The sequence below is a fragment of the Streptomyces krungchingensis genome (genome assembly GCF_054729265.1).
In genome coordinates, this window is record NZ_JBPUKY010000001.1 from 5,127,646 (window position 1) to 5,144,604 (window position 16,959).

Below are 16,959 nucleotides of genomic sequence, written 5' to 3' on the forward strand. Positions count from 1 at the left end.
GGCGGCCGGGATTCGCGGTCACGGCGACGCCGGCCATGAACGCCGAGGCGGCGTGGACGCCAGGGGGTGGCCAATGACGACAGCTGGACCCAATCGGCGAGCTACACCACGACCCGTCTGCAGCGGGACTCCAAACTCACCGTGAACGCGGGCCCCGAACCGATTGCCAAGGGAAAGACCCTCACCGTCACCGGCAGGCTCACCCGGGCCGACTGGGACAACCTCGATTACCTGGGCTACACCAACCAGCCGGTCAAGCTCCAGTTCCGCAAGGCCGGCACGACGACCTACACGACCGTCAAGACCGTGTACACCTCCAGCATCGGCAACCTGACGACCACGGTCCCCGCGTCCGAGGACGGCTACTGGCGCTGGAACTTCGCAGGCACCTCCACCACCCCGGCCGCCAAGGCGACCGGCGACTTCGTGGACGTCCGATAACCCGGACGTCACTCCCGACAGCTCACGCTCGCACCGCGATCACATGAAGGTGCCCTCGCTCTCCCGCAGGGGAGCGAGGGCAGCCGGAGCGGGCACGCAGCGGGCACGCCTCCGGAGTGCTTGCGCCTGCCGACCACGTCGGTGGGCGCAACCGCCGTCACCACCGACCGGTGTCCATGACCACATGGATCGCCCTCACCCGCGCCCCGGCACCTTCAGCGCGCAGGGCAAGGCGCTGCCGGACCGGGCGGTGCTGAAGGTCGCACGGACCGACAAGCTCGGTACGGGCACGCTGTCGTCGGTGCCCGTCGCCGCGGACGGCACGTTCACCATCGACGACATTCCGCGCGCCCGGCGCGAGGTGACCTACACGGTCAGCTGGCCGGGCGACGACCTGCACGACGCGTCCGAGGCCCAGGCGACGGTCTACGTCACGCGCTGATCCTCCGGCCCGAGTGGCGGGGGCGCCGACCGTGCTGATCGGCGCCCCCGCCCAGCCGCACTACTGGTGCTGGACCGTCTTGAGCGAGTCCAGGTGGGGGTCCGCGCCGGTCGGGCCGGTGCGGGCGACCGTGGCGGGCTGGCCGCCGTTGGTGCGGGCCGCGTAGGTGCTCTGCTGAGAGGCCGCCGTGACGACGCCGTCGTAGTACGGGTGGTACACGAACTGGCTCGCGCTCGCGCTGATCGCGGCGCCCGCGGTGTCCAGCGCGGCCTTGGCGACCGAACCGGTGCCGCCGAACGCGAACACCGAGTTCGTGCTCGCCGACTCGCGCAGCAGGTAGCTCTTGACCTCGCTGGAGAGGCTGTCCTTGGCGGTCCACAGGACGGGGCCGAAGACGTTCATGGCCGCGCCCGCGGAGACCCCGCCGCGCCAGGAGTTGGTGTAGGCGAGCGCCGCCGTGCTCGGCGCGGTCCACCAGAACTTGGCGACGGCGACCGAGGTGGCCTCGTTCGTCGAGCCCGTGATCGGGTAGTACGTGTACGTCGACGGCCAGTTGGAGAAGTACGTGTGCGTCAGCGCGTACTTCGCCGAGGTACCCACCGTGATGATCATGGTGTTCTTCGGGTTCAGGCTGTTCAGGTACGACTTCACCGACGAGGTCAGCGAGTTGCCGTTGTTGAGCACGACGCCGCCCGCGCTGCTCGTGCCGTCGGCGCCGGCAGCGGAGGCGGCCGCTAGCGCCGAGTGGTAGTCGGTACCGGTGGCCAGGAAGACGTACTTCGGGCTGCTCGTCACCGACTTGGCGACGGCGACCGAGGTGGCGTAGCGGTCGGTGCCGGACAGCCGCTTCGGGGTGAAGCCGAGCGAGGTGACCTGCGAGGAGACCGTGCTGGTCAGGATGGACGTGCCACCGATGAGGTAGACGTTCGAGCCCGGCTTCAGGGTGCGCTTCAGCTCGTTCTTCACCGCGGTCGTCAGGCCGCTCTTGGTGGTGCCGAGGACCGGGCCGTGCTTCTTGCCGGCCAGGGCGGGCGCGGTGAGCGAGTACGCCGAGTCGTCCCGGTTGATCAGGACGGCGGCCTTGGCGTCCATCAGGCCCGGGACCTTGGTGCCGCCGTAGGTGTTCCACGTCCAGCGCGAGGAGGCGATGTTGCTGCCGTAGACGTCGGAGCCCCAGACGCGGCCGGCGGAGTTCTTGCGCAGCGGCTGCCAGCTCGGGTTGCTGCCTCTCGGCGTGCCGCGGACCGCGGTCGTCGCGCCGGTGGCCACGTCGACGTACTCCGTGGTGTGCACGTCGGCGCTGTCGCCGGAGGTGTGGACGTCGGCGATGATCCGGGTACCGGTCGGCGACCAGGACGGGTTCGCGTAGCCGCGGCCGTCGGTGGTGATCTGCTTGACGCCGGTGCCGTCGGCGTTCGCGGTGAAGAGCCGGCTGAGCCCGCCGTCGACGTTGCGGACGAAGGCGATCTTGGTGCCGTCCGGGGAGAACGCGGGCTGCGCGGCGTCGGTGAGGACGCGCTTGACCGTGTTCGCGGACGAGTCGTAGACCCAGACGCCGTCGTTGTCGTAGCAGCCGTAGTTGATGCGGCGGGAGAAGGCCACCAGGCCCTTCGGGCTGACCGTCGGGTCCTCGTCGCACACGGTGGACGGCTCCTGGGCGGCCGACAGCAGGGGCTTGGGGGCCCACGAGGCGTCGGAGGGGCCGTAGACGAGCTGGCCGCCGGTGGAGTAGACGACGTACCGGCCACCCCACCAGAAGGTGATGTCCTTCTGCTCGGCGCTGGAGCGCACCCCCGCCGCCCAGGGCAGGCTGAAGCGCGAGCTGCCGTCGGGCCGTTCGCTGGCGAGCTGGCCCGCTTCGGAGACGATCCGGCTGCCGTCCGGGGCCCAGGCCGGGTAGCTCCCCGTGCGGGTGCCCACCTGGGTGGCGGTTCCGGTGGCCGGATCGACCAGCGTCGGGCCGTCGGTGAGGATCTTGCCCTCGGTGCCCGGCCAGGGCCCGGCGTCGTCCGCGGCGGCGCCCGGAGCGCTCGCCAGGGTGCCCACCGCGGCGAGCGCCGCCGCGGTCGCGAGCGCCGCGGCACGGCGGCGCGTGAACAGTCTCAAGTTGTCGACCCCCCATGGATCACGAACACAGGCCCCACACAGGGGCTGAGCAACTGTAGGACCCACCGAGACGCATGGGAACAGAGTTTCGGGGGAAAGTGATCACGTTACGCATGCGGCCGCGCGGCCGGACAGCAGCTGCCTTCCGCTCGTCGCGCGCGGGGCCCGCGGCCCGGACGAACTCCTCGCGCGCCTCCGCCGTGCGCCCGAGCCAGGAGAGCAGGTCACCGCGCACGCCGGGCGGCATGCGGCAGGCCGCTGCTATGGGGCGCCACCGAATTCGAACATCGCGAATCCGGCGAACCAGCCGGAGGCGAGAGCGCAGGTGCCGAGGACAGTTGCCAGAGCAGGTCCGCGAAGCCTGCTCAGGGCAATCGCCAGCGGGATGAGCAACGGGAAGGCGGGCAACAGAAAGCGCGCGACATTGCAGAACATCTGGTGGCTGCCGAGCACAGTGGCCATGGTGAGCAGCGTGTGGACCATCAGAACGGCGGGCGGGCGCAGCCGCACCAACAGGACGATCAGGATCGGCAACGCCATGATGATCAGCGCCGCCAGCAGATCGGGGATGAGCGCGGCGAAGAGATCATCGTCGTGGCCGAGCAGGATGCCCCGCATCACGGTGACATTGTGCTGGCCCCAGTCGAAGTAGTGCAGCCAGGCTCCCCTCTGGAGCTTGAAGTAGCCGCCCCAGTCACCCATACGCCAGTTCACCCAGCCCAGATACCCGAACAGCCCGAGCGGAGCCAGCGCCATCGCGGCCAGAGGGCGCCTGGTTCCGTCCGTGCGCCGCAGAAGTGCGGCGAGCGCCGCCAGGCACACCGCTGCGATCAGCGTCGCCGAGGTCGGCCGGTTGAGTCCGGCCACCAGGGCGAGCAGTCCGGCAGCGATCCACCGTCGGGTCATCACGGCGTAGCAGGACCACGCGGCGAGCGCGATGAAGGTGGAGTCCGAGTAGACCGCCCACTCCGCGCCGGATCCCGGGACGACCGCCCAGAGGCCCGCCGCGATCACACCGGTCCGGACCCCGCCGAGCCGCTCCGCGACGGCGAAGATACCGGCCGCGGCGCACAGCGAAGCGACCACCGACACCAGCATCCCGGCGCCGTACAGGCCGAGACCGGTGAACTCCGAGACCATGCGCATCAGGCCCGGGTAGAGCGGGAAGAACGCGGCCGAATTCGCCTGGAACGTGTACCAGGGGGAACCGATGATCGGCACCAGTTGGGGGTTGTACCCGAACTCCGCGACCTGTTGGTACCACCAGCCGTCAAAGGAACCGAGCACGTCCCACGGGTGGGCACCGCCGCCCAGGCGCGCTTGCTTCGTGAGGTGGTAGCCGGAGTAGTCGACCAGCCACATGAAGACCCCGAAGCCGACCAGCTTCAGTACCGCGTAGCACCCGACCGCCGGCCCATAGCGCCGTACCAGCCTGCGCGACTGCTCGTGCAGGTCGACCGGCGCGGCCGGAGGTGTGCTGTCGTGTTGTGCGGGCTCGGCACAGACATCAGTCGGCATCGCGCTCATCGGTCGGAGTCACCCCGTCGTCATGGACGATCGTTCGCCGAACCCTTACAGCCGTACAGGTCAGGGACACGCAGACACGCCACACCGCTGTGCCATGGTCCTCGGAACACCCTCCGCCGCAGTAGCACGACCCGTCTGTTGGCGGCGGTGTTCGCCCGCGCCGTCCGTGCCCCCTACTCGGCTTGAAGCCGAGTAGGGGGCACGGACTCTTCTCGGGAGAGCCTCGGTCAGTGATCGGCAGGGCACAAGAGCGGGACCCGTACAGCCTGTTGACGCTCCACGGTGGACTCCCACCCAAGTGAAGAGCCCCGCCGGTGCGGGGCTTGCGGTCCTGGACACGGTCCAGCCGGGGCCCTTGAAGTCGAGCCTGACACTGTTGAAATCCAGGGCTCGACACGACCAGGAAAAACCCAACGATAACTCCGGGTTTATTGCGACTTGGACCATTGCCACCACCTCGACCGACTCCTCCGGAGGTCTCGTCCCAGCTAAGGGCTGTCCGCGGAGGGGTGTCATCTACGGCGTAGACCGTGAACCAGTCGGGGACGCCTGTCGGTTGACCTGCCGGAGCGGGCCGGCCGAGGGGACTTCTCTCGGCCGGCTCCGCCGGTAGAGCTGTCTACGGCTCGATCAACTCCGCCTGGAGCTGCGGAGCCAGGGGGGCTGCTGCAACTGTGGGGACCGACGCGGCACGGTCCGGTGGCGCGGGGGATGCCCTGCGGGCCGGTTGCACCGGGGTCGCCCTGGGGCCCGGTCGGCCCGGTCGCGCCGCTCCCGCCCCGGTTGCAGTGGTCGTCGCCGTAGGGGGCGGTGAGTTGCCTGATGGCCGGCCAACGCAAGCGCAACCCCAACGGGGCAGACACCATCACCAAGCGCAAGGACGGCCGCTATCAGTGCGCCGTCCACGTCCTCCAGCCGGACGGCGCCCGCGCCCGCAAGTTCGCCTATGGCAGGACCTGGGCCGAGTGCACGTCTTCACCACCCGCACCGGCCGCCCGATCGACCCGCAGAACATCAACCGGTCGTTCTTCCGCATCACCGCCGCAGCGGGCCTTCGGCGTATCCGTCTGCACGACGCCCGGCACGGCTGCGCCACGCTGCTCACGGCGGCCGGCGTCGCGCCCCGCGTGGTCATGGAGATCTTGGGCCACAGCCAGATCAGCATCACAATGGACGTCTACACGCACGTGACATCGGACACGCAGCGCGAGGCCATCAGCCACATGGACCGCCTGCTCAGGCGCCGCCTCGACCGTGGGTGACCGCCCCGGTTGATGTCACCTGTGGATGTCGAACGCCCCGGACCGATCATCGGCCGGGGCGTTTGCGCTGTCTGACTACGGAGCCCCCTGTCGGATTCGAACCGACGACCTTCGCTTTACAAGAGCGGCGCTCTGACCAGCTGAGCTAAGGAGGCCTGCACGCGCGCTCACCGCGGGCGTGCCCGTGCAGTGTACCCACCTCCCCGCGGGGCCCCGTCGAAAATTTCCGCGAAGTTCACAGGGCTCCGGGTGCTGACAGACCACGTGAACGCCAGGTAGCGTCCTGACCCAGTTCACCCTTGTGGACTACACCACCACCTTTACAACGGATCGTCCGGCACGTTCCTGCCGGTGAAGGGGGCCCATTCACCATGGCCACTGTCTCGTTCGACAAGGCGACCCGGATCTACCCGGGTTCCGAGAAGCCCGCCGTCGACGGCCTGGACATCGAGATCGCCGACGGCGAGTTCCTCGTCCTCGTCGGTCCGTCCGGCTGCGGCAAGTCCACCTCGCTCCGCATGCTCGCGGGGCTCGAGGACGTCAACGGCGGAGCCATCCGCATCGGCGACCGCGACGTCACGCACCTGCCGCCCAAGGACCGGGACATCGCGATGGTGTTCCAGAACTACGCGCTCTACCCGCACATGACGGTCGCCGACAACATGGGCTTCGCGCTCAAGATCGCCGGCGTGCCGAAGGCGGAGATCCGCCAGAAGGTCGAGGACGCGGCGAAGATCCTCGACCTCACCGAGTACCTCGGCCGCAAGCCGAAGGCCCTCTCCGGCGGTCAGCGCCAGCGTGTCGCCATGGGCCGCGCCATCGTGCGTGAGCCCCAGGTCTTCCTCATGGACGAGCCGCTGTCGAACCTCGACGCCAAGCTCCGCGTCTCGACCCGTACGCAGATCGCGTCGCTCCAGCGCCGCCTCGGCATCACCACCGTCTACGTCACCCACGACCAGGTCGAGGCCATGACGATGGGCGACCGCGTGGCGGTGCTCAAGGACGGTCTGCTCCAGCAGGTCGACTCGCCGCGCAACATGTACGACCGCCCGGCCAACCTCTTCGTCGCCGGCTTCATCGGCTCTCCGGCCATGAACCTGGTCGAGGTCCCGATCACCGACGGCGGCGTGAAGTTCGGCAACAGCGTCGTCCCGGTCAACCGCGAGGCCCTCAAGGCCGCCGCCGACAAGGGCGACCGCACGGTCACCGTCGGCGTCCGCCCCGAGCACTTCGACATCGTCGAGCAGAACGGCGGCGCCGCGAAGACCCTCTCCAAGGAGTCCGAGGACGCCCCGGCCGGCCTCGCCGTGTCGGTGAACGTGGTCGAGGAGCTCGGCGCCGACGGCTACGTCTACGGCAGCGCCAAGGTCGGCGACGAGCACAAGGACCTCGTCGTCCGCGTCAGCGGCCGCGCGGTCCCGGAGAAGGGCGCCACGCTGCACGTCGTGCCGCGTCCGGGCGAGACCCACGTGTTCTCCACCTCGACGGGCGAGCGTCTCTCCGACTGACACCGCCGAGGCGGATTCCACACCCGCAAGGGTGGAATTCACCCAAGTTGACGAAGAGGGCCCCGCAGCCTGCTGCGGGGCCCTCTTCGTTGTCGACAAATACCCCGGCAGACCGGGCATTTCGATACGTGTGCGTCAACCCACTACCCAAAGAATGCCGATTCCCCATCCCCCGAACCGGTGACTAAATGTCGCCAAATCATCACCCCGCGCTACCCTCACTCGCGTGAAGCACTCCACCACTAACCAACGGACCCGGCGTGGCCGTGGCCCCGCCCGCCGGATCGGCCGCACCCTCGCCCTCGTTCTGCCTGTCGTCCTGGTGCTCTCCGGGACCCTCGCGGTCACCCGAGTCAACTGGTCGGGGAACCCCGCGGACTCGGTGCTCACCGCGGCCGAAGCCTCGTCGGCGGATGTCTCCACCCGGGCCGCCTCCCGCACCCCCCAGGACGTCCTGCGCGACAAGCTGCTCCTGGAGCTCCAGGAGAAGGATCCGGGCGTCGCCCTCACCCATCTCCAGGAAGCGGTGAACGGACGGCCGTCGCTGGCGAAGCACTGCGTCTCCATCGCCCGCGCGCTGGGCCGGGCCGCCGTCCGCGCCTACGGCCCGACGCGCGCCCAGTCCTTCGCCCGCCCGGTGTGCGACACCTCGTTCGCCTCCGGGGTCGCGACCACCCGTCTCTGAGCCGCGGCGCTCCCCCGCTCGACGGGCGGCGGCTGTCGCGGAACGGCCCGTCCAGGGCCGCCGCGGAACGGCTGATCGAGGAACGGTTGCCGCCGGAATCCACGAGCGGGGCGCCACGTACAGTTCGGGCATGACCGATCCGAACGCCGCGTCGCGCCCCGTTCAAGCCGTCGTCCTGGCCGGCGGCCAGGGATCCCGGCTGCGCCCGTACACCGACGACCGGCCCAAGCCGATGGTCGAGATCCCCGGCACCGGGACCCCGATCATCGGGCACCAGCTGACCTGGCTCGCCGAGGAGGGCGTCACCGACGTCGTCATCTCCTGCGGCCATCTCGCCGACGTCCTGCAGAAGTGGCTGGACTCCGCGGACCTCCCGGTCACCGTCAAGACGGTCGTCGAGACCGAGCCGCTCGGCCGCGGCGGCGGCCTCAAGTACGCCGCCGCGCACCTCCCTCACCCCGACAGGCCCTGGTACGCGACGAACGGCGACATCTGGACCCGTTTCTCGCTGCGCGAGATGGCGGACTTCCACGCCGAGCGCGACGCCGTCGCGACCCTCGCGCTGGCCCGGCCGCGCATCCCGTGGGGCGCCGTGCAGACCGACGGGTTCGGCCACATCACGGACTTCATCGAGGCCCCGCCCTCCACGTTCGAGATCAACGCGGGCGTCTACGTCTTCTCGCCGGAGTTCGCCGACCTGCTCCCCGAGCGCGGCGACCACGAGCGCACCACGTTCCCGCACCTGGCCCGCGAACGCCGCCTGGCCGGCTTCCCGATCCCCCAGGGCGCCTACTGGCGTGCCATCGACACGGCGAAGGACCTGACCGAGGCGGCCAAGGAGCTCGCGGCTCTGGGGCGCTGAGCGACCCTCGCCCGGCCACACCCCGTACGACGACGAGGGGCCCCGCACGATGTTCCGTGCGGGGCCCCTCGTCGTCCTGGCCGGACGGCGTCCACCCCGGTGACAGGGCGTCGGACCGGCGGCCGGTGGGGTCAGCCCAGCAGGCCGCCCACCAGGCCCGGCTGGCCGCCGGAGGAGCTGCCGCCGCCGCTGCCGGAGCCGCCGCCCGTCGAACCTCCGGTGGTGCCGCCGCTCGCGGTGCCGCCACCGGACGTCGGTCCCGCGCTGGTGCTCGGGGCCTGGTCCACCGGGGAGGACTGCTGGGGCGGGGCCTGGCCGGTGCCCTGGGTCTGGCTGGGCCCGCTGGTGACCGTGCCGCTGCCGCGGGTCGCGCCCGGCGTGGTGGCCGCCGCGCCCGACGGGGACGAGGAGCTGCCCTGCGTGGGCGCCTCGGAGGAGGCCGACGGGGACGCCTTGTGGTGGCGCTCGCCCGGCGTCTCGGGGAGCGGGGAGCCGGGCAGTTCGTTGCGCGGCGCCTCGCCGGGGCCGGGCACCACGACGCGGCCGGCGTCGCGGACGGCACCGCCGAGGAGGGAGCCGATGAGCAGGGTGAGGCCGACGACGACGGTCGACACGAGCGCGCCGCGGCGCAGCACGCGCCGTCGCAGCTCCCCGAGCTCCGCGCGCGGTCCGAGCGTGCGCCAGGCCTCGCCGGACAGACGTCCGTCGACGGAGTAGACGGGGGCCCCGGCGATGATCAGCGGGGACCAGGCGGCGAGGTAGATGATGTCCGGCGCGTCGTAGGCGGGGACCGTCTTCCAGCTCACGGTGACGATGAGGGCGGCGGACAGCGTCGCGCCGACGACGGCGGCGACCCGCTGCCACAGCCCGAGCACCGTGAGGACGCCGACGATGACCTGGAAGAAGGCGATGACGAGACCGGCACCGACCGGGTGCTGGAGCGCGAACTGACGCAGCGGCTCGGCGACTTCCCAGGGGTGCAGGGTGTTGAGCCACTTCACCATGGAGCCGCGTTTGCCGCCGTCGAAGTAGACGGGGTCGCAGAGCTTGCCCATGCCGGCGTAGATGGAGATGAATCCGAGGAAGACGCGCAGCGGGAGCAGCACGACCCCGAGGTTCATGCGGCGGCCGGGGAAGTAGGCGTGCCGGACGCTCCCCGAGGAGGCTCCCGACGCCGCCCTGGAGCCGCGCCGCTCGTCCTGGTCCTCGTCGTCCGCCTCGTCGAGTTCGTCCTCGTACTCGTACCCGTACTCGTACTCGTCGAACTGGTCGTCGGTGTAAGGGGGTTCGTCGTATGCACTGCCCACGGTGCGCATGCGCGGCAGCAGCCGGGTCTCACCGGCTTCCGGGGTGCGCTGGCTGCCGACGACGGGCGTCTCGACGGTGTCGACGCCCATGTCGGCTCCGTAGCCGGGGTGTTCGCCGACGCGCGGGATGACCTGGGTCGCCCCGGCGTCGGCCGGACCCACGCTGGAGCCGCGTACGGCCTGGAGCAGCCGGTGGGCGCCGGTGTCGTCCGGGGCGGACCGCCCGCTCCAGACGACGGGTGCGCGGCGGCGGCCCCCGGCCGCCGACCCCGCTCTGCCCGCCGTGCCGACGGCAGGGATGCGCGCGGCGTCGCCGGTGGAGCTCAAGTGCCGTGCGATGCGCGGGGATTGTTTCCGCGCCGGGGCGCCTAGCTGCACGCGGAAGCTCGCATGATTGACGATGACCTGCGCCGGATCGCTCGGCACCTTCACCATGCTCAGCGCGGGAGCGTCGTCGAATCCCGACGAGCGGTCCCCCGTGGGTGTGCGGGGTGTTCTGGTGTCCACACTCATCTAACCGAGTGATGTGTGTTTAGGACACTGCTTTGACCGCACCCATCTGTCCGGACCGCGTCAAGGTCGTCCGGAACGTCCGGATCCACCCGCGGGGGTGACGACGCGCACGCTTGTTCAGGCGCGCCGCCGTGCCGCCTCGTACAGCACAACTCCCGCCGCGACACCGGCGTTCAGCGACTCGGCGCCACCCGGCATCGGGATCCGCACACGGAAGTCGCAGGTCTCGCCGACGAGTCGGGAGAGTCCCTTGCCCTCGCTGCCGACGACGATGACCACGGGGCCGCCGAGCGCTTCGAGTTCGCCGAGCTCGACCTCACCGTCCGCGGCCAGGCCGACGACCATGAGACCCGCCTTCTTGTACGCCTCCAGGGCGCGGGTCAGGTTGGAGGCGCGGGCGACCGGGGTACGGGCCGCGGTGCCCGCGGACGTCTTCCAGGCACCGGCGGTCATGCCGGCCGCGCGCCGCTCGGGCACCACGACACCGTGGCCGCCGAAGGCGGAGACGGACCGCACCACGGCACCCAGGTTGCGCGGGTCGGTCACCCCGTCGAGGGCGACGATCAGCGGGTCGGCGCCCTCGTCGTACGCGGCGGCGGCGAGGTCCTCGGGGTGCGCGTACTCGTACGGCGGGACCTGGAGGACGAGACCCTGGTGGTTGAGCCCGTTGGTCATGCGGTCGAGCTCGGGGCGCGGGGCCTCCATCAGGTGGATGCCGCCGCGCTCGCCGGCGAGCTGGAGCGCCTCGCGCACCCGCTCGTCGTTGTCGATGAACTGCTGGACGTACAGCGTGGTGGCGGGCACGCCCTCGCGCAGCGCCTCCACGACGGGGTTGCGGCCGACGACCATCTCGGAGGTGCCCTTGCCGCCCCGGCCGCGCGGCGCGGGACGGCGCTGCGCCTGCTTGGTCTTGGCGGTGGCGAGGCGGTTCTTCTTGTGTCCCTTGCGCATCTCGGCGGGCGGGGTCGGGCCCTTGCCCTCCAGGCCACGGCGCCGCTGACCGCCACTGCCGATCTGCGCGCCCTTCTTGCCGGACATGCGGCGGTTGTTAGCGGCCATGACCTACCTGTCTGTGTGAAGCGTGCGTATGTACGTATATGAAGTGTGCCGCCCGGAGGCCCGGGCGGCACAATCGATCAAGGTCGACGGAGCGGGCCGCTAGCGCGGTCCGAGCGTCCAGCGCGGCCCCTGGGGGCTGTCCTCGATGACGAGACCCGACTGGTTGAGCTGGTCGCGGATCGCGTCGGCGGTCGTCCAGTCCTTGCGGCCGCGGGCCGCCTCACGCTGCTGGAGCACGAGGCGTACGAGGGTGTCGACGACGCCGTGCAGGTCCTCGCCCCGGTCGCCCTCGCCGGCCCACTGCGCGTCCAGCGGGTCGAGTCCGAGGACGCCGAGCATGGCCCTGACCTCGGCGAGGCGCGCGACGGCGGCCTCCTTGTCGTCGGCGGCCAGGGCGGAGTTCCCCTGACGCACCGTGGTGTGCACCACGGCGAGCGCCTGCGGGACGCCCAGGTCGTCGTCCATGGCCTCGGCGAACGCGGGCGGCACCTCGTCGGCCGGGGCCACGACCCCGCCCGCCTTCTCCATCACGCGCTGCACGAAGCCCTCGATGCGCGCGAACGCCGACTCGGCCTCGCGCAGGGCCTCTTCGCTGTACTCGATCATCGAGCGGTAGTGCGGGGTGCCCAGGTAGTACCGCAGCACGATGGGCCGCCACTGCTTGGTCATCTCGCTCACGAGCACCGAGTTGCCGAGCGACTTCGACATCTTCTCGCCGCTCATGGTGACCCAGGCGTTGTGCACCCAGTACTTGGCGAACTCGTCGCCGAAGGCCTTGGCCTGCGCGATCTCGTTCTCGTGGTGGGGGAAGATCAGGTCGATCCCGCCGCCGTGGATGTCGAACGCGGAGCCCAGGTACTTGTGGGCCATGGCGGAGCACTCCAGGTGCCAGCCGGGGCGTCCGCGGCCCCACGGCGTCTCCCAGCTCGGCTCCCCCGGCTTCGCCGCCTTCCACATGGCGAAGTCGCGCGGGTCGCGCTTGCCGGTCTCGCCCTCGCCGGACGGCTGGAGCAGGTTGTCCAGCTCCTGGTTGGACAGCGACAGATACCCCTCGAACGAGCGCACGTCGAAGTAGACGTTGCCGTCGGCCTCGTAGGCGTGGCCGCGTTCGATGAGACCGCGCATCATCTCGACCATCTCGGTGATGTGGCCGGTGGCACGCGGTTCGTAGGTGGGCGGGAGGCAGCCGAGGGCGTCGTAGCCGTCGTTGAAGGCGCGCTCGTTCTCGTAGCCGATGGACCACCACGGGCGGCCCTGCTCGGCCGACTTGGTGATGATCTTGTCGTCGATGTCCGTGACGTTCCTGATGAACGTCACGTCGTAGCCCCGGTACTCGAACCAGCGGCGCATGATGTCGAAGTTGAGGCCCGAGCGGATGTGCCCGATGTGCGGCGCTGCCTGCACGGTGGCACCACACAGGTAGATCGAGACGCAACCCGGCACGAGCGGGGTGAAGTCACGGATCTGCCGGGCGCTGGTGTCGTACAGGCGAATAGTCACCACTCCAGGGTAGTGGCCCCCGGGTAGTGCCCCGCGACCCTTCCGGCTCAAGGGGCACGTATTCGTGACATGGAGGGGTGACACCCGGGCAGGTCGGGCCCGTCCCGGGTCTCCGAAGGGTGACACCCCGGCAGGTCGGCCCTGGTCCGGGGTCCCCGCCCTCCGGCCTCAGCCGGTGCGCACCACCAGTGCCGTGGCGACCGCCATCAGTCCCTCGTCGCGGCCGGGGAAGCCGAGACCGTCCGTCGTGGCACCGGAGACCGACACGGGCGCCCCGACGGCCTCCGACAGCAGCTTCTGCGCCTCCTCGCGGCGCTTGCCGATCTTCGGCCGGGGACCGACGACCTGCACGGCGACGTTGCCGACGGTGAAGCCCGCCTCGCGGACGATCCGGGCCGCCTCGGTCAGCAGCGTGACGCCCGAGGCGCCGGACCACTCGGGCCGCCCGGTCCCGAAGTGGGCGCCGAGGTCACCGAGCCCGGCCGCCGAGAACAGCGCGTTGCACGCGGCGTGCGCGACGACGTCGGCGTCGGAGTGGCCGGCGAGCCCGGGGCCCTCCCCGTCCCACTTCAGGCCCGCGCACCACAGCTCGCGGCCCTCCTCGAAGGCGTGGATGTCGGTGCCGATCCCGACGAGCGGGATCACGGGTGCCTCAGAACCCATCGTTGAGCCTCCGTCGCGCGAGAACCGCCTCGGCGAGGACGAGGTCCAGGGGGCGCGTCACCTTGAACGCCTCCTCGTGTCCGGGCACGACCACGACCTGGAGCCCCAGCTGCTCGACCATGCTGGCGTCGTCGGTCACGTCGTCCGTCACGGTCTCGTGGGCCCGCACGAGCGTGTCGCGGTCGAAGCCCTGCGGCGTCTGCACGGCGCGCAGCCGCGCCCGCACGGGCGTGGCCACGACCGGCTCGGGCGCCCCGGGGACGGCCGTGGGCTCGACCTCCTTGACGGTGTCGGCGAGCGGCAGGGCCGGTACGACGGCGGGAGCGCCGTCGCGCACCGCCTCGATGACGGCGTCCACGGTGTCGACGGGCACGAGGGGACGGGCCGCGTCGTGCACCAGGACGATGTCGATGCCGGGCGGCAGCGCGTCGAGCCCGTACTTCACGGACTCCTGGCGGCTGTCACCGCCGGGGACGACGAGGAAGTCGGTCTTCCCCCAGCTGCCGCTGGGGTTGTCCCCGGGCAGGGCGTGCGTGTCGAGCAGCGCCTTCACCTCGGCCGCGCCCTCGGGCGGGGCCACGACGACGACCAGGGACACGGCGCGGGACGCGGCCATCGCGCGTACCGCGTGGATGAGCATGGGGGTGCCGTTCAGCGCGCGGAGCGCCTTGGGGGCGCCCGGACCGAGGCGCACGCCCCGGCCGGCGGCCGGAATCACGACCGCGGTACGTGCGCCCGACGGCGAAGGGCGCGAATCGTCAGACATCGGTTCCTGTCAGGTTTGTGTGCTCGGCCTTGATGGGTATGGCCCTGGGGGTAACCCCCGGCTCACCGAGTTCGGGGGAGTGCCGGGCGCGACGCCTCGACCGGAACCCTTCCGTGACATCCGGTCGAGCGACTGCACGGGCCCGGCACGCCAGTATCGGGCACTTCGGTCACCAGGGACCGGATTCCCCGGGTGAACACCGAGTGGGCGCGGGTGAAAGACTTCCGCGGGTACGAACATGCCGCAGCGCCCGGCGACAGCAAATGCGTCATCGGGCACCGCGGCATTTCGTTGCGCAGCTGCGCGGGCGTGTGCGTAGTCGGGAGGACCGCCGTGGGAAAGACGACCGTCTCGGCGACCGCGGCCTGCGTCAGGACGCGAGAACCTCGTCGAGCAGGGCCTCGGCCTTGTCCTCGTTCGTGTTCTCCGCGAGAGCGAGCTCGCTCACCAGGATCTGGCGGGCCTTGGCGAGCATGCGCTTCTCACCGGCGGAGAGTCCGCGCTCGCGCTCACGACGCCACAGGTCACGCACGACTTCCGCGACCTTGATGACATCGCCGGAGGCGAGCTTCTCCAGATTTGCCTTGTAGCGACGCGACCAGTTCGTGGGCTCCTCGGCGTACGGCGCGCGCAGCACCTCGAAGACCCGGTCCAGCCCGTCCTGACCGACCACATCACGCACGCCGACGAACTCCGCATTGTCCGCTGGCACACGCACCGTCAGGTCGCCCTGGGCGACCTTCAGCACCAAGTAGGTCTTGTCCACGCCTTTGATCTGGCGAGTTTCGATGGCCTCGATCAGCGCGGCCCCGTGATGGGGATAGACCACGGTGTCGCCAACCTTGAACGTCATGTGACAGGTACCCCTTCCGTGGCTATCCAGGGTAACACGGATACGGCGTCTTCTGAATGGCGTTTTCGCAGGTCAGGGCATATCTCGGGGCTTGACAACCACAACAGGAACGTGCTGCGAGGGGCGAGCGGAAGAGGGTATTCGCAGGTCGGAGCCGCTGTCCAGGGGGAGCGAAACGCGCACGTTACACACGACGAGAGCCCCTGACCAGCGTCCGAACATCCCGTTTTGTCCCGCTCCAAGGGTGCGACTTCCGCTACTCCGTTCGAGGAGCGGAGCCGAGTACGAGTCGAATCCGGAATTGATCAAGAAGGCCGATGATCGACCGCCGATCCGCCGGCCATCCGGTCGCGATCAACCCGCGTTCACCGGGTGATCGATTTTAGAGAGTGCCGAGCATTCCTTCACCCTCTTACGACGCCTTACGGGAAAATCCGCAAGCCGATGACGGGAGAACTTATGTGAATGGCGGACCAGCGTGTCACCAAAACGGTCCCGCCGCGTCCGTGAAGTGTGCGACGGACGCGCCACGCACCCCGCGCGGCGGAGCCCGTCGACGCTTAGAGGCGGGTCGGGTGCGGTGGCATGGGAACGGCTCGGTAACCTAAGGCCGCTGACAGACCCTTAGGGCGGCTTTACAACGAAGTCGCCCTGCTTCGCCCACGTTCAAGGAGTTGCCGCCGCCGTGAGCAGCAGCCTTCGACGCGGCGCTCTCGCCGCCGCCGCCATCGCGTTCTCGATCGCCTCGCTCGCCGCGTGCGGCGCCGGCAACAACGCACAGACGCTGGAGGTCAAGCCGGACAACGCGGCCACCTCCGTCGGCACCATCAAGATCCAGAACGCCACCGTGATCACGCAGCCCGACCTCCAGTCGACGGGCCCCGCCGTGATCTCCGCGACCATCTTCAACAACGGCCGCACCCCGCAGACGCTGGACTCGATCACCGTCGCCGACACGAACAAGGCGGCCACGATCTCGCCCGCCAAGGGCACCGGCAAGCTGACCATCCCCGCCGGCGGCTCGGTCGTCATCGGCGGCAAGGGCAACGCCTCCGCGGTCCTGGACAACAGCAGCGAGGCCGTCCAGGACGGCAACGCCCAGAAGGTCACCTTCAGCTTCAGCAGCACCGGGGACGTGAGCCTGCGCGCCTTCGTCGTCCCGGCCGAGAGCTACTTCTCCAAGTGGGGCCCGAGCGACATCCCGGCGGCCCCCGGCGCCTCCGAGACCGCCAAGGCGACCACCAAGCCGTCCGGCAGCGCGAGCGGCTCGCCGTCCGGGTCCGCCTCGGGCAAGCCCACGGACGCCGCCTCGTCGAGCGCGACGGCCACGGCGACCGCCACGGGCACCGCGACCACCTCGGCCGGTCACTGACCTGTCCCTACGACGAAGGGCGGGACCCCGGGAAAGGGGTCCCGCCCTTCGTCGTACTCGCGCGACCGGGCCGCTTCGACGGCACCGCGCCTC

At 70.5% G+C, this 16,959-nt stretch carries 13 protein-coding genes, 1 tRNA gene and 2 pseudogenes; 7 read left to right on the forward strand and 9 right to left on the reverse strand.

From position 1 onward, the window contains the following. Positions 1-63: 63 nt before the first annotated feature. Together ACSYGO_RS22505 and ACSYGO_RS22510 are read left to right on the forward strand one after the other, a co-directional pair. Positions 64-441 (forward strand): annotated as a pseudogene (locus tag ACSYGO_RS22505) (calcium-binding protein); the annotation flags it as partial. 184 nt (positions 442-625) lie between these two features. Further along, positions 626-883, forward strand: coding sequence for a hypothetical protein (locus tag ACSYGO_RS22510; protein ID WP_460387406.1), 258 nt, complete (start codon positions 626-628; stop codon positions 881-883). A gap of 60 nt (positions 884-943) precedes the next feature. Here the strand turns inward: ACSYGO_RS22510 and ACSYGO_RS22515 are convergent, their stop codons facing one another. Both ACSYGO_RS22515 and ACSYGO_RS22520 read right to left on the reverse strand, forming a co-directional pair. Beyond that, positions 944-2,989, reverse strand: a complete 2,046-nt coding sequence (locus tag ACSYGO_RS22515) for a cell wall-binding repeat-containing protein (protein WP_432172541.1) — start codon at positions 2,987-2,989, stop codon at positions 944-946. A gap of 261 nt (positions 2,990-3,250) precedes the next feature. After that, a complete protein-coding gene (locus ACSYGO_RS22520; RefSeq protein ID WP_426681520.1) occupies positions 3,251-4,507 on the reverse strand; it encodes a hypothetical protein in 1,257 nt (418 codons plus the stop codon). Between the two features lie 977 nt (positions 4,508-5,484). On the opposite strand from ACSYGO_RS22520, the pseudogene ACSYGO_RS22525 reads away from it, so the two are divergent. After that, a pseudogene (locus tag ACSYGO_RS22525) lies at positions 5,485-5,778 on the forward strand (tyrosine-type recombinase/integrase); the annotation flags it as partial. 81 nt (positions 5,779-5,859) lie between these two features. On the opposite strand, the gene ACSYGO_RS22530 reads toward ACSYGO_RS22525, so the two are convergent. Next, positions 5,860-5,933: transfer RNA gene (locus ACSYGO_RS22530), tRNA-Thr, on the reverse strand. A gap of 216 nt (positions 5,934-6,149) precedes the next feature. Here ACSYGO_RS22530 and ACSYGO_RS22535 point away from each other — a divergent pair. The 3 genes from ACSYGO_RS22535 (at position 6,150) to ACSYGO_RS22545 (ending at position 8,833) form a co-directional block, all read left to right on the forward strand. Then, positions 6,150-7,286, forward strand: a complete 1,137-nt coding sequence (locus ACSYGO_RS22535) for an ABC transporter ATP-binding protein (RefSeq protein ID WP_426681519.1) — start codon at positions 6,150-6,152, stop codon at positions 7,284-7,286. A 226-nt stretch (positions 7,287-7,512) separates the two neighbouring features. Next, positions 7,513-7,971: a hypothetical protein gene (locus ACSYGO_RS22540; protein WP_095935143.1), complete on the forward strand. Its 459-nt coding sequence runs from the start codon at positions 7,513-7,515 to the stop codon at positions 7,969-7,971. A gap of 130 nt (positions 7,972-8,101) precedes the next feature. Continuing rightward, positions 8,102-8,833, forward strand: coding sequence for a nucleotidyltransferase family protein (locus ACSYGO_RS22545; protein WP_028805686.1), 732 nt, complete (start codon positions 8,102-8,104; stop codon positions 8,831-8,833). Positions 8,834-8,964: 131 nt separating this feature from the next. Here ACSYGO_RS22545 and ACSYGO_RS22550 read toward each other — a convergent pair whose 3' ends face one another. The 6 genes from ACSYGO_RS22550 to ACSYGO_RS22575 all read right to left on the reverse strand — a co-directional run bounded on the left by ACSYGO_RS22550 (position 8,965) and on the right by ACSYGO_RS22575 (position 15,494). Beyond that, positions 8,965-10,653, reverse strand: a complete 1,689-nt coding sequence (locus ACSYGO_RS22550; RefSeq protein WP_432172539.1) for a DoxX family protein — start codon at positions 10,651-10,653, stop codon at positions 8,965-8,967. 117 nt (positions 10,654-10,770) lie between these two features. Further along, a complete protein-coding gene (rlmB, locus tag ACSYGO_RS22555; protein ID WP_426681517.1) occupies positions 10,771-11,712 on the reverse strand; it encodes a 23S rRNA (guanosine(2251)-2'-O)-methyltransferase RlmB in 942 nt (313 codons plus the stop codon). 99 nt (positions 11,713-11,811) lie between these two features. Further along, positions 11,812-13,212, reverse strand: coding sequence for a cysteine--tRNA ligase (gene cysS / locus ACSYGO_RS22560; RefSeq protein WP_426681516.1), 1,401 nt, complete (start codon positions 13,210-13,212; stop codon positions 11,812-11,814). Positions 13,213-13,380: 168 nt separating this feature from the next. Further along, entirely contained in the window at positions 13,381-13,875 is a 495-nt protein-coding gene (gene ispF / locus ACSYGO_RS22565) for a 2-C-methyl-D-erythritol 2,4-cyclodiphosphate synthase (protein ID WP_028805682.1), read from the reverse strand. Continuing rightward, a complete protein-coding gene (gene ispD, locus ACSYGO_RS22570) occupies positions 13,865-14,641 on the reverse strand; it encodes a 2-C-methyl-D-erythritol 4-phosphate cytidylyltransferase (RefSeq protein WP_426681515.1) in 777 nt (258 codons plus the stop codon). The genes ispF and ispD overlap by 11 nt, the downstream gene beginning before the upstream one ends. A 370-nt stretch (positions 14,642-15,011) precedes the next feature. After that, a complete protein-coding gene (locus ACSYGO_RS22575) occupies positions 15,012-15,494 on the reverse strand; it encodes a CarD family transcriptional regulator (protein WP_003953493.1) in 483 nt (160 codons plus the stop codon). 685 nt (positions 15,495-16,179) lie between these two features. Here ACSYGO_RS22575 and ACSYGO_RS22580 point away from each other — a divergent pair. After that, positions 16,180-16,866, forward strand: coding sequence for a DUF461 domain-containing protein (locus ACSYGO_RS22580; protein ID WP_426681514.1), 687 nt, complete (start codon positions 16,180-16,182; stop codon positions 16,864-16,866). Positions 16,867-16,959: the final 93 nt, after the last annotated feature.

What these genes read in the sequence shown, in the direction of transcription:
- ACSYGO_RS22510 (WP_460387406.1), top strand. Translation starts at nt 626, where the DNA reads ATGGATCGCCCTCACCCGCGCCCCGGCACCTTCAGCGCGCAGGGCAAG.
- ACSYGO_RS22520 (WP_426681520.1), bottom strand. Translation starts at nt 4,507, where the DNA reads ATGCCGACTGATGTCTGTGCCGAGCCCGCACAACACGACAGCACACCT.
- ACSYGO_RS22535 (WP_426681519.1), top strand. Translation starts at nt 6,150, where the DNA reads ATGGCCACTGTCTCGTTCGACAAGGCGACCCGGATCTACCCGGGTTCC.
- ACSYGO_RS22545 (WP_028805686.1), top strand. Translation starts at nt 8,102, where the DNA reads ATGACCGATCCGAACGCCGCGTCGCGCCCCGTTCAAGCCGTCGTCCTG.
- ACSYGO_RS22550 (WP_432172539.1), bottom strand. Translation starts at nt 10,653, where the DNA reads ATGAGTGTGGACACCAGAACACCCCGCACACCCACGGGGGACCGCTCG.
- rlmB (WP_426681517.1), bottom strand. Translation starts at nt 11,712, where the DNA reads ATGGCCGCTAACAACCGCCGCATGTCCGGCAAGAAGGGCGCGCAGATC.
- ispF (WP_028805682.1), bottom strand. Translation starts at nt 13,875, where the DNA reads ATGGGTTCTGAGGCACCCGTGATCCCGCTCGTCGGGATCGGCACCGAC.
- ispD (WP_426681515.1), bottom strand. Translation starts at nt 14,641, where the DNA reads ATGTCTGACGATTCGCGCCCTTCGCCGTCGGGCGCACGTACCGCGGTC.
- ACSYGO_RS22575 (WP_003953493.1), bottom strand. Translation starts at nt 15,494, where the DNA reads ATGACGTTCAAGGTTGGCGACACCGTGGTCTATCCCCATCACGGGGCC.